This is a genomic window from Marinobacter sp. M3C, assembly GCF_023311895.1.
Lineage (GTDB): Bacteria > Pseudomonadota > Gammaproteobacteria > Pseudomonadales > Oleiphilaceae > Marinobacter.
This window is the reverse complement of the sequence record NZ_CP092285.1, coordinates 132,358-144,356: the sequence shown is the minus strand read 5'-3', so window position 1 is coordinate 144,356 and position 11,999 is coordinate 132,358. Positions and strand designations below refer to the sequence as shown.

Sequence of the window (11,999 nt, the reverse complement as noted above, 5' to 3'; positions counted from 1 at the left end):
TCCGACATCAGCCGGTGAGATGCAACGTTGCGCTTTGGATGACACCGGAAAAGAGCTGTGTTTATCAGCCCCCGCCCAGCGCGTCATTACCTTGTCGCCTGGCGCCACAGAGCTGATGTTCGCGGCCGGCGCCGGTGACAAAGTAATGGCCGTAGTCAATTACAGTGACTATCCCCCGGCCGCCCTTGAACTCCCTCTGATTGGCAGCCACACCCGTGTCGATATGGAAGCTTTGCTGGCCCTTGATCCTGATCTGGTGATTACCTGGGTAACGGGTAATCCACCAGCACAGGTTGAGTTGCTTCAGGAGTTGGGCGTACCCACTTTTGCTATAGAGCCCCGCACCTTTGAGGGGGTTTCTAACGTTATTGAACGGCTTTCCACCCTAGCCGGTACCGAGCTGGAAGGTTACGCCGAAGCTGAGCGCTTCCGCGTTGGGGTTGCCGCTTTAACGCAGCAGTATGCCGGCGTTAAACCCATACCGGTGTTTTACCAGGTGTGGGAGAAACCTTTAATGACTGTGAACAACAAGCACCTGATTGGCAAAGTGCTGAAGTTGTGTGGCGGTGTGAATGTGTTTGGCGACATGCAACGGCTGATTCCCAGAATCAGTGCGGAAGTTGTGTTGCAGGCAGACCCCGATGCCATTCTTACCGGCAGCGTTGATGGCGTCAGCGACGACCAGTTGGATGAATGGAAGAAGTATGCGGGGCTGACCGCGGTGGAAAAAAACAATCTGCTTTTCGTGCCGGCGTCGCCTATTTCCCGGCCTACGCCGAGGTTGCTTGATGCCATACAAACAGTCTGTGAAAAACTGGAAAACGCCCGTGAACGATTATAGACAAGGTCCTAACGCCCGGGTTCTGAACCGATGACCCGCGCTTTGGTCAGCTTAGGCCTGTTGGCTCTGGCATCCATGGCTTTTGCGCTGGCGCTGGGAAGCGTGACTGTTTCGCCTGCGGATTTGTGGCAGGTTATTCAGGGCGAAGGCAGTACGCTGCACCGAACCCTGTTGCTGGATTTGCGGTTGCCGCGCACGCTTGCGGCGTTTGGCACCGGCGGGTTGTTGGCAGTGGCGGGCGCCCTGATGCAAGTGTTGCTGCGCAACCCGTTGGCAGATCCTTACGTGCTTGGGCTTTCAGGCGGCGCAGCCGTTGGCGCATTACTGGCCATGCTGATGGGAATGGGCACGTTGATAATATCGGGCTCGGCCTTTGCCGGCGCCATGCTGGCAACCGTGCTGGTGTTTGGCCTTGCCCACGGCACCGGCAGCTGGACACCGTCCCGCCTGTTGCTGACTGGCGTTGTAGTAGCGGCCGGTTGGGGCGCGGTGATTACCCTCATGCTGGCCATTACCCCTTCCTACAAACTGCCCGGCATGCTGTATTGGCTGATGGGCGATGTGTCCTACGCCCGCTCGCCCTGGCCGGCAGTTGTAGTGCTGGCGGTGTCGGTGGTGGTGATTATGCCCCTGGCCCGTAACCTGAATGTGCTGGCGCGGGGGCCCATGCAAGCCGCGGCGCTGGGTGTGTCGGTGCGACCTTTGGAATGGACAATTTACGTTCTGGCCAGCCTGCTGACAGCAACGGCGGTCACCACCGCAGGCAGCATCGGATTTGTGGGTTTGATTGTGCCCCACATGCTGCGACTGATTCTGGGCAACGACCAGCGCATTATCCTTCCTGCCAGCGCACTGGCTGGCGGTACCTTGCTGGTATTGGCAGATACCCTTGCCCGCACTATGATTGCGCCCGAACAGCTGCCCGTTGGGGTGATTACTGCTTTGCTGGGCGTGCCTACGTTCCTGTACCTGCTGCACCGGAGCCGCTGATGAGCACGCTGAGCACCCGTGATCTGATTATCAACGTACCTGGTCGGCCTGACGGCTTCCCTTTGAGCATGAGCATAGAGCCCGGTCAGATATGGGGCGTGCTGGGCCCCAACGGCGCTGGTAAAACCACGTTATTGCACACATTGGCCGGATTACTGCCCGCCCGCAGTGGCCAGGTGCAGCTGAACAGCAGGTCGTTTACCGCACTGAAACGTCGCGACATTGCCCGGCAACTGGGCCTGGTGTTTCAGGAGCGCCAGGACAGCTTTCCGGCGACCGTGCTGGAAACCGCTTTGATTGGCCGGCACCCCTGGTTATCGCCCTGGGACAGTGAGCAGGGTGAGGATCTGCGTCGTGCGGAGCAGGCTTTAACCACACTGGACGTGGACCATCTGTCAGATCGCCTGCTCAATACCCTGTCGGGTGGCGAGCGCCAGCGCGTGGCTATTGCCACCCTGATGACCCAGAACCCCGATGTTCTGCTGTTGGACGAACCCACAAACCACCTGGATTTGCACCATCAGGTGAAGGTGATGAATCTGCTGCGTGATCAGGCGGGTGCTGGCAAAGCCGTGTTCATGTGCCTGCACGATCTGAATCTGGCGGCACGCTGGTGCACTCACGCACTTTTGCTCTATACCAACGGCGATGCCTGCTGGGGGCCCGCTAAGAATATGTTGGAGCCGGCAGCGCTTGAACGGCTCTACAACCAGAAATTAATCACCGTAGAAGCAGATGGTGCACCCGTTTTTGTACCCGTAAGTTTCTAATGAACCATTGGAATCTGGCTGATCAATGACCATAACCGTACCGGCAGTAATGATAACCGCACCCGCCTCCGGGCAGGGTAAATCCTTGGTCACAGCCGCCTTGGCGCGCCTGCATCGCAATGCCGGCCGCAAGGTGCGGGTGTTCAAACACGGTCCGGATTATCTCGACCCCATGGTGCTGGAAGTCGCATCCGGCCAGCCGGTGTACCAGCTTCATCCGTGGATGACCGGTGAAGATGAGTGCCGCTGGCGGGTGGCAGAGGCCGCGCAAGATGCCGATCTTATTTTAATTGAAGGCGCCATGGGTTTGTTTGACGGCACCCCGCCCAGCGCCGATCTGGCCAAGCTGCTGGGCATTCCGGCCCTGCCGGTGATTGACGCCAGCGGCATGGCGCAAACCTTCGGTGCCCTGGTGCTGGGGCTGGCAAGCTTTGACCCCGAGCTGTCTGTGTACCAGGTTATTGCCAACAAAGTTGGCAGCCCGCGCCATGGCGACATGCTGAAAGAACGCTTGCCGGATGGCATCAGCCTGCTGGGCGCTATTCCACGGGATGACGCCATGAGCATTCCGGACCGGAATCTGGGTCTGGTGCAGGCGGCAGAGCTGGAAGGTTTGGATCAACAGCTTGATCAGGCGGCCGAAGTGCTCAAAGCTGCGGGCCTCGATGTGTTGCCAAAAGCGGTGGCCATCGCTGCATCAGAGCGCTCAAAACCAGAGGCGTTGCTGGCAGGTGTGCGCATTGCCATCGCCCGCGATCTGGCTTTCAGTTTTATCTACCGTGCAAACACAGAACTGCTGGAAGCGATGGGCGCAGAGCTGCATTACTTCTCACCCTTGGCCGATGCGCAGTTACCACCGGCAGACGCACTTTGGCTTCCCGGTGGCTATCCCGAGCTACATGGCAGTACCTTGGCAAACAACACCTCTATGCTGGACTCCATTCGTGCTTTTTATCACGCTGGCAAACCGATACTGGCCGAATGTGGCGGCTTTATGGCGTGTGCGGAAGAGCTGGCAGACAAGGAAGGGGTTGTGCATTCGCTGCTTGGATTAATTCCGGGCCGCGCGGCCATGGCCAAGCGCTTACAGGGTTTGGGCATGCACAGCCTGACGGCAAAGGAAGGCGAACTGCGGGGCCACACCTATCACCGGTCTACCCTTGAAACCTCCTTGAAGCCTGCCGCCCATACCTACAAACAAGCGGGTACCGGCAGCGAAGCTGTATTCTGCGAGAAGGGCCTGGTTGGTAGCTACTTCCACGGTTATTTCCCATCGGCACCCGCATTAGTGGCTGCTGTTTTTCGTGGTCAGCCATTGAGGTTTCCCAGCGCCTCGGAGAAAACTCATGCATGAGGATTTCTGCTGATGCGATATTTGAAGACCTTTTTGATCGCCCTGACGATGTCAGTTTCGGCTCCGCCGCTGATGGCTGCCACTGTTATGGGTATTGTTTCGGAGCGTTCAGCTGCGGAAATGGCCGCAGGCGCCCATCGCTTTCTGGATCGAAACCCTAATCACCAAGTGGTGTTACGAACCCCGGAACAGCTTGCCATCCAGAGCGACCAACACGTGCTTGAGCTGCTTGAGAGCGCAGATGCACTGGTGCTGTCGGCGGTATTTGGCGACCAGGTCAACCGTCTTGCAACATTAATAGAACAAGTAGTTGCGGATGACCCCGCAAGGCAGATGCCCGTGTTGGGTATCAACAGTGATTGGCGTATCTCTCGGCTATCGCAGATTAATGGTCGCCAGCCATTGGCGTCGCTGGATGATGCCGGGCTCAGAATGCTGGTGGCTGCGCCAACCGCGGGTGTTGACGCCAGTGATGACCTGGCAGACCGGCAGGCGGTATTTCCGGACCAGGCCGCCTGGCTGGAGGGCAGGGCCTTCTATCAGGGCAGAACGCCACAGCACCTTGATGGTCTGATGCGTTGGCTGTTGGCCCGTGCGGGTCATGATATAGATTATGAAAAGCCCGAACCCCGTGCCAGCATCCGCTATTATCAGAACGGTGAAGCCAACGCTGACGCGTCCCGATTAGAGCTGGCAGACGGCCCTGTGGTGGCGATTCTCGATCTTGATAGCGGTGATCGGCCCGGTGACCGGGATTTGCTGAACGATATGTGTGCAGCCCTGAAAGCCCGAGACCTGCAGTGCTTCGCTATTCTCTCCCGCTGGGGCGGTGCCAGCCTTGACGCATTAAGCGCCTTGGAAGCGACGATTCAGCCGGCGACACTGGCGGGCATTGTCAGCCTGCAGGATTTTACCATCGGTGGTGGCGAGGGCCGCCTGCAGGTGACGCAGGAGCTTATTCGCCTTAACGTCCCGGTGATCAAAGGGCTCAGACTGGCTTCGCGAACCCGCAATCAGTGGCAGTTATCCGTTGACGGGATTCCCGCCGACAAAGTGCATTACAAGCTGGCTATGCCGGAGCTTCAGGGCGTCAGTCAGCCTATGGTGCTGGCAACGGCGGAACCAGAGGTGATTGACACGCTAACAGGTGTTGCACTCACGCTGACACAACCGGTGCCAAACCGCGTTCAAGCGCTGGCCGACCGCCTTAAGCGCTGGCAGGTGCTACAAACCAAAGCGAACGCTGACAAGCGGGTGGCGATCCTTTACTACAACCATCCTCCGGGGCGCCAGAATGTGGGGGCGGACAATCTGGACGTGCCGGCCTCACTGTTTGAAATGCTGACCTGGTTGCAAGCTGAGGGTTACAGCACCGGTACCCTGCCGGACAGTTCGGAAGCGTTACTCGACATGATTCAGCAGCGCGGCGTCAGCTTGCCGGATGACCCGCGCGCGCTGCAGGAAATGGCCGGTGAGGTACCATCGATGAGCGCGGAGACTTACCGAGGTTATCTACAGTCTCTGCCCGGCGTCGTGCAGCAGGAAATGGTTCATGGTCCTACCGGGTATCTTCATGAACGTCTCGAGCAGGCCCATCAACTCGCTGAACAGGGCCTGGCCCTGGGTATTCTGGACCGGGGAGTGAGGGATCTTCGGCATTTGATCGAAAATGTGAAACACCCCAATCAACCTACAGCCCTGGTCCGTCTTGATGACTACGAAACATTATGGATCCGCCGGCTTAAAGAAGGCGGCCATAAAAACGAGCTGAACGCTCTGCGAGTGGCACTGACCGATACTGACCTTCCAGGACTGAAGGGTTGGGGTGAGGCGCCAGGGCAGTCGATGGTGGTGAATAATCGCCTGATTTTCCCCGGTCTGCGGTTCGGCAATATCTTTATCGGGCCACAGCCGCCAAGAGGCTGGGAGGTGAATGAAGAACTGCTTCACGCCAACACCACCTTTCCGCCAACGCATCAATACGTCGGTTTCTACCATTGGCTGCGGGATCACTATAAGGCCGATGCGCTGGTGTATGTGGGCCGGCATTCCACTCGTGAATTTCTGCCACGGCGGCGTGCGGGCCTAACCGAGGACGATTATCCGGATCTTCTGGGTGGCGACCTGCCGCTGATCTACCCCTACATTGTGGACGGTGTTGGCGAGGGCATACAGGCGAAGCGCCGGGCGCTGGGTGTGATGATCAGCCATTTGACCCCGCCTCTGGCGGCCACCGAACTGTACGACAATCTGCTTGAAGTAAGGCAGTTAGTGGAGACCTGGCAGTCTGCCACCGAACCCAACAGCCCCACCCGGGAGCGCGCGTTGGCGTTGCTTCGGGAAAAAATAGCGGAACTGGATATTGCCGAAGATATCGAGCATGAAATTGCCAATGAAATGGGTCTTGCGGCCGCCGAGGTCTCGGTTGATACGTTGTCGCCGGAATTGCTGGTTCATGAAGCCGGGCATTATGTGACAAGCATACAAGAGCATTACATGCCCCTGGGCCTGCACGTGTTTGGTCAGGACTGGACCCCTGAGATGCTGGATACCATGCTGACCTCAATGGCAGGCGACTCCGGTAAACCAAACCCGGGTTGGCGACAGAAACTGGCTGGATCGCCGGCGGCGGAACGCAAGAGCTGGCTGAATGCGCTCAATGGTCGTTTTGTGGCACCAGGGCAAGGCAATGACCCGTTACGAACCCCCGAGGTTCTGCCCACCGGGCGAAATTTTCATGCCCTGTCTGACGACCTGATTCCGACACGAGTTGCCTGGTCGCTGGCTGAGGAGCTGGTCGCAGAAGCGGAAAAAACCGGTACCCGACAGCGTGATGAAAGTGATGCGTTGGTTCTCTGGGCTTCGGATACGGTGCGCGACGAAGGCGTGATGATCGCTTTCGGTCTGAAACTTATGGGTATCCGGCCGGTCTGGAACAGCAGGGGCATTGTTAACGGCCTGGAGCGGCTGCCGGCCGGGCCGGGCACCGATAACCCGGTGCGGCGTAATGTGGTCTTTACCACGTCCGGGCTGTTCCGGGACCTTTACGGTAGCAAGTTGGAATGGCTGGACCTTGCCTCTCGTTACGCGCTGGCGGGCGCCGCAAAAACGATCGTTAACGACCACCCGGATTTGGCGCCTGCCCTTGATCAGGCGCTGTCGGTGTTGCCGGTTGCCCTGCGTGAGCGCGGCATTGAATCGCTTGCAACCAATGGCGTGGCCGCGCGCTGGGTTGCCGATGTTCGAGTTCTGCTGGCGGCCGGGCAGTCGGGGCGCGACGCCGGCACACAGGCGGCCTACCGGGTGTTTGGTACAGCGCCGGGGGCTTACGGAGCCGGTGTTAATACTCTGGCTACGCGCACCGGAGCATGGCAGAGCCGACAACAACTGGGGGATGCCTATCGCCGCCGAATGGGGCATGTTTACGGTAAAGAAAGCAACGGTGAGCCGGCGCACGAGGCGTTTGACCTCCAGTTGCTGTCTGTAGACAAAACCTATCTTGGCCGGTCAAGCCATTTGTACGGCCTGCTTGATAACGACGACGGTTTCGACTTTCAGGGCGGCCTCTCCAATGCAGTGGAGCATCTGCGGGGTGAACCGCCGGAAAATCGGGTTTTGCAGTACGAGGATCCAAAGAATCCGCGTGTCGATTCACTTCAACGCGCGTTGCAGGTTGAACTTCGCGCCCGCAATTTGAATCCGCAGTGGCTGGCGCCGTTAATGGAGCATGGTTATGCTGGTGCCCGCACCATGGGCAGCGATTTTCTGGATAACCTCTGGGGCTGGCAGATAACCAGCCCGCAGGTGCTTCGCTCAAGCGTTTGGGATGAGGTTAATGACGTGTATTTTCAGGATCGCCACGGGCTTGGCCTGGATGATTTTCTGGCTGAGGGGTACAACGTTCACGTCAAGACGCACATGCAGGCAATCGCTCTGCTAGCAGCCAAACGTGGTTTCTGGGAGGTGGATATCTTTACCCTGAAACCGCTGTTAAGTGATTTCGCTAACAATATTATCAACCATGGCCTGCCCGGAAGCGGTCATACTCGTCCGGACCATCCGTTGATGGATTGGGTGGCAGACCAGCTGGATCCGCAACAGCGGGAAGCTTTCGGTTCTGCCCGCAGGGGCGGCACCGCTGCGTATCCGTCCGTGCGTGCGGCGAACGATGACTGCCAGACATCGGTGATCCTGACGCGCTCAGGCTGCCGTTAGTGAATCTGGCCAGGGCCAGACATTTCATCCGTTAACTGAGAAGGAACCATTACATGCGTGAACGCGCCAAAGACCCCGAACGCCACGCCCGCCGTATGGCGGCCAAGCAGACAATGATGCACGAACGCATTGCCCGCGCCCAGAAAGAACAGGGAGTGTTGCTGGTGCTGACCGGCCCCGGTAAAGGCAAAAGCAGCTCCGGCTTTGGCATGGTTGCCCGCGCCCTGGGCCACGGCATGAAAGTGGGTGTGGTGCAGTTTATTAAAGGTGCCTTCAGCACCGGCGAAGAAGCCTTCTTCCGCAATCTGCCGGGTGTGGATTACCACGTGATGGGGCAGGGTTACACCTGGGAAACCAAAAACCGGGAACAGGATGTGGCCGCGGCCACAGCCGCCTGGGAGATTGTCGCGGCGATGCTCAAAGACGACAGCTACGACATGATTCTGCTGGACGAACTGAACATCGCGCTGAAATACGAGTACATCGACCTGGACCGTGTGCTGGACGACCTTCAATCCCGGCCAGCCATGCAGCACGTTGTTGTTACCGGCCGCAACGCGCCCCAAGAATTGATTGACCTGGCCGACACCGTGACTGAAATGGGCGTGGTGAAGCACGCGTTCAAAGATCAGGGCATCAAAGCCCAAAAAGGCGTTGAGCTTTAGGCCATGCCTACACTGATGATTCAGGGCACGACTTCTGACGCCGGCAAGACCACCGTGGTGGCGGCTTTGTGCCGCTGGCTGGCGCGCCAGGGTGTGTCGGTGGCGCCGTTCAAGCCGCAGAATATGGCCTTGAATAGCGCCGTGACCATAGACGGTGGCGAAATTGGCCGATCGACAGCACTGCAAGCGCTGGCGTGTGGCCTTGAACCCCACAGCGATATGAATCCCGTATTGCTGAAGCCACAAAGCGACTGCGGCGCCCAGGTGATTCTGCGCGGCCAGGTGCACGGCAATATGGACGCGCTGGATTATCACGCTTACAAAGCCGAGGCCATGGTGGCGGTGATGGACGCCTGGCGTGCGCTTAGCCAACGCTATGATGTGATCATCGCCGAAGGCGCCGGCAGCCCCGCTGAAATCAACCTGCGCGCCAATGACATCGCCAATATGGGCTTTGCCGAAGCGGCAGATTGCCCGGTGCTGTTGGTGGGCGATATTGACCGTGGCGGTGTGTTTGCCCAGCTGGTAGGCACTCTGGAGTTGATTTCCGCCAGCGAACAAAACCGCACAAAAGGTTTTATCATCAATCGCTTTCGCGGCGATATCGCTCTGCTGGAGCCAGGCTTGGACTGGCTGACTGAGCGCACTGGAAAACCGGTCATTGGCGTACTGCCGTATCTTCAAGGCCTGATTGTAGATTCCGAAGACAGCATTGGCACCAGCGGCGCAAGCGAAGCCGGCGCCCTGAATGTGATTGTGCCGGTGCTGCCGCGCATCAGTAACCACAACGATTTTGACCCGCTACGCCTGCATCCCGGCGTAAACCTGCAGTTTATTGGCCCGGACCAACCCATTCCAGCGGCCGACCTGATTATTCTGCCCGGCAGCAAAAGCACCCGCACCGATATGGCCTTTCTTCACGCTCAGGGCTGGACGCAGGCTATCCAAAAACACCTGCGCTATGGCGGTAAGGTGTTTGGCATTTGCGGTGGCTTTCAAATGCTGGGTGAGCGCGTGGACGATCCGGAAGGGCTGGAAGGCAGCAGCGGTACAACCGAATGCCTGGGTCTGTTGAATATGACGACCACCATGGTGGCCGGCAAGCAGCTCAAAAACGTCTGCGGCACGATATCCCTGCCAGCGCAGAATTCCGGCCAACCCGATGCCAGTTTTAGCGGCTATGAAATGCACAACGGTGTGAGCGAAGGCGCGGCTCTGGCGCGCCCATTAGGCCGGATGAACGGCAAAAACGAAGGAGCTATCAGTGCTGACGGTCAGATAGCGGGCACCTATGTACACGGAATTTTTGATGAGCCTGGGGGTTGTGATGCCGTGCTGCAATGGGCCGGGCTGGATCACTCAGACGCTGCGGTAGACTATCAGCAACATCGCCTGGCTCAGCTTGACCGGCTGGCGGATCAGGTGGAGCAACATCTTGATACCCACTGGCTGCGCGACTTGCTGGGGCTGAAGGCAGCGGCGACCACGCCTGGCCCGACGGGGCAGCCATGAGTGATCCCAACCGGCCTTTCACGGACGAAGAACGCGCCGGGCTGTATCGCGCTATTTTCGAGCGCCGTGACGTGCGCTCCCAGTTTTTGCCAGACCCCATCCCCCGGCCCGTATTGGCCCGGCTGTTGAAAGCCGCGCACCATGCACCGTCGGTGGGGTTTATGCAGCCCTGGGATTTTATCCTGATCGACAGTCTGGACGTGCGCGAGCAGGTGCTGGCCAGCTACCACGAAGAAAACGCCAAAGCCGCGAACAACTACAGCGGCGATCAGCAGGAAACCTACCGCAGCCTGAAACTGCAGGGCATTGTCGAAAGCCCCTTAAATCTCTGCATTACCTGCGATCGCAGCCGTGGTGGCACCCATGTGCTGGGGCGCAGTTCCATTGTGGAGATGGACTTGTTCAGCACTTGCCTGGCGGTACAGAACTTATGGCTGGCGGCGCGGGCGGAAGGCATAGGCATAGGCTGGGTGAGCATTGTCGATCAAACCACACTGGCAGGCATTCTGAACCTGCCGGATAACGTGTATCCGCTGGCTTATTTGTGCCTTGGCTACGTCAGCGAGTTTCTGGACCAGCCCGAGCTTCAGGCCAAAGGCTGGCGTTCGCGCCTGCCCCTGGCCGAGTTGATGCACGGCAATCGCTGGGGACAACCGATGGACGATGAAACGCTCTTGAATGCGTTGAAATCTTAAAGCCCGGTTGAGCTTAACGCTCACCGTTGCCGCTCACCATTGCTGCATTCTTCCAAAGCGCCGTGCGCGCCGGCAGCCAAAGGCTGACACAGAGCCCGGTCTGGCCGTCGGGTCGCGTGTTCAGGGTCAGTTGGCCGCCATGGAGTTCCGCAATTCGCCGCGCAATGGCCAATCCCAGCCCCGCGCCGCCACCCATCCTTTGGTCAAGCCTCACGAAACGGCTAAGCGCCCGTTCCCGGTCTGCAGTTGCAATACCGGGGCCCTGATCGCAAACGGTAACGTGATAGCCGTCTGCGGAGGGCAGCAGGTGGGTTTCCACCACCGTGTGTTGTGGGCTGTATTGGATCGCGTTGGCCAGCAGGGATCGCATCAGGGTGTTGATTAGGGCGTTGTGGCAACACACCAGGGCTTCGCCGGCATCGTCCTGTAATACCGGCTCAATGTGGGGTTCTAGGGATTTTCCGTCCAAAAACGACAAAGTCCTCTGGAGACCTCGCCACTCGTGGCTTCCAGAGGGGTATTACTTTTCGCTGATGGGCAAATACCCCTCGATTGAGCGCATTAGCTCCTCTAGATCGGGTAACCTTTCGCTCAATTCAAAGTTGTAGGTGCCCTTGAGGTTAATGTTATGCCAAGCCACCGGGGAGGCCTGTTTTACGATTCCCATTCTCTTGGTATCTCCGTGATATTCAAAGCTGGTCAACAGCTGGCTGAGTATCCTGGAGTTGAAATAGATGATGGCATTGGTGACCAACCGAGCGCACTCGTTCCATAGTTGGATTTCTTCATCTGAGCTACCTCGGAACTGATCCCCATTAACGTTGCTCACGGCTCGGCGCAACTGGTGATAGGCCTCTCCACGGTTCAGCGCACGCTGAACGTAATTGCGTAAACTGGCATCATCGATGTAGCACAGCAAGTAGTTCGTTTTCACCAGGCGGGTGTATTCCGTCAGAG

At 58.4% G+C, this 11,999-nt stretch carries 9 protein-coding genes and 1 pseudogene; 8 read left to right on the top strand and 2 right to left on the bottom strand.

Features of this window, described 5'->3' with window-relative positions:
• Positions 1–19 precede the first annotated feature (19 nt).
• The 8 genes from MIH18_RS23150 to bluB are packed head-to-tail and all read left to right on the top strand — an operon-like array spanning position 20 to position 11,042.
• A complete protein-coding gene (locus MIH18_RS23150) occupies positions 20–841 on the top strand; it encodes a cobalamin-binding protein (protein WP_249014703.1) in 822 nt (273 codons plus the stop codon).
• 30 nt (positions 842–871) lie between these two features.
• Positions 872–1,831 (top strand): iron ABC transporter permease, encoded by a 960-nt coding sequence (locus tag MIH18_RS23145; protein WP_249014702.1) that lies wholly within the window; start codon positions 872–874, stop codon positions 1,829–1,831.
• Positions 1,831–2,601, top strand: a complete 771-nt coding sequence (locus MIH18_RS23140; protein WP_249014701.1) for an ABC transporter ATP-binding protein — start codon at positions 1,831–1,833, stop codon at positions 2,599–2,601. Before MIH18_RS23145 ends, MIH18_RS23140 begins: the two co-directional genes overlap by 1 nt.
• Before the next feature lie 25 nt (positions 2,602–2,626).
• Positions 2,627–3,955: a cobyrinate a,c-diamide synthase gene (locus MIH18_RS23135; protein WP_249014700.1), complete on the top strand. Its 1,329-nt coding sequence runs from the start codon at positions 2,627–2,629 to the stop codon at positions 3,953–3,955.
• Between the two features lie 12 nt (positions 3,956–3,967).
• A complete protein-coding gene (locus MIH18_RS23130) occupies positions 3,968–8,170 on the top strand; it encodes a cobaltochelatase subunit CobN (RefSeq protein ID WP_249014699.1) in 4,203 nt (1,400 codons plus the stop codon).
• A gap of 53 nt (positions 8,171–8,223) precedes the next feature.
• Positions 8,224–8,835 carry a cob(I)yrinic acid a,c-diamide adenosyltransferase gene (gene cobO / locus MIH18_RS23125; RefSeq protein ID WP_249014698.1) on the top strand — a complete coding sequence of 204 codons (612 nt, stop codon included), beginning with the start codon at positions 8,224–8,226 and terminating at the stop codon, positions 8,833–8,835.
• 3 nt (positions 8,836–8,838) lie between these two features.
• Complete coding sequence (locus MIH18_RS23120) at positions 8,839–10,347, top strand: cobyric acid synthase (RefSeq protein ID WP_249012472.1); 1,509 nt, start codon at positions 8,839–8,841, stop codon at positions 10,345–10,347.
• Positions 10,344–11,042 (top strand): 5,6-dimethylbenzimidazole synthase, encoded by a 699-nt coding sequence (gene bluB, locus MIH18_RS23115; RefSeq protein ID WP_249014697.1) that lies wholly within the window; start codon positions 10,344–10,346, stop codon positions 11,040–11,042. The genes MIH18_RS23120 and bluB overlap by 4 nt, the downstream gene beginning before the upstream one ends.
• Positions 11,043–11,055: 13 nt before the next feature.
• Here bluB and MIH18_RS23110 read toward each other — a convergent pair whose 3' ends face one another.
• Positions 11,056–11,511 (bottom strand): ATP-binding protein, encoded by a 456-nt coding sequence (locus MIH18_RS23110; protein ID WP_249014696.1) that lies wholly within the window; start codon positions 11,509–11,511, stop codon positions 11,056–11,058.
• Between the two features lie 51 nt (positions 11,512–11,562).
• Positions 11,563–11,997: pseudogene (locus MIH18_RS23105) on the bottom strand (Tn3 family transposase); the annotation flags it as partial.
• Positions 11,998–11,999 lie beyond the last annotated feature (2 nt).

What these genes read in the sequence shown, in the direction of transcription:
- MIH18_RS23145 (WP_249014702.1), top strand. Translation starts at nt 872, where the DNA reads ATGACCCGCGCTTTGGTCAGCTTAGGCCTGTTGGCTCTGGCATCCATG.
- MIH18_RS23120 (WP_249012472.1), top strand. Translation starts at nt 8,839, where the DNA reads ATGCCTACACTGATGATTCAGGGCACGACTTCTGACGCCGGCAAGACC.
- MIH18_RS23150 (WP_249014703.1), top strand. Translation starts at nt 20, where the DNA reads ATGCAACGTTGCGCTTTGGATGACACCGGAAAAGAGCTGTGTTTATCA.
- MIH18_RS23135 (WP_249014700.1), top strand. Translation starts at nt 2,627, where the DNA reads ATGACCATAACCGTACCGGCAGTAATGATAACCGCACCCGCCTCCGGG.
- MIH18_RS23130 (WP_249014699.1), top strand. Translation starts at nt 3,968, where the DNA reads ATGCGATATTTGAAGACCTTTTTGATCGCCCTGACGATGTCAGTTTCG.
- bluB (WP_249014697.1), top strand. Translation starts at nt 10,344, where the DNA reads ATGAGTGATCCCAACCGGCCTTTCACGGACGAAGAACGCGCCGGGCTG.
- MIH18_RS23140 (WP_249014701.1), top strand. Translation starts at nt 1,831, where the DNA reads ATGAGCACGCTGAGCACCCGTGATCTGATTATCAACGTACCTGGTCGG.
- cobO (WP_249014698.1), top strand. Translation starts at nt 8,224, where the DNA reads ATGCGTGAACGCGCCAAAGACCCCGAACGCCACGCCCGCCGTATGGCG.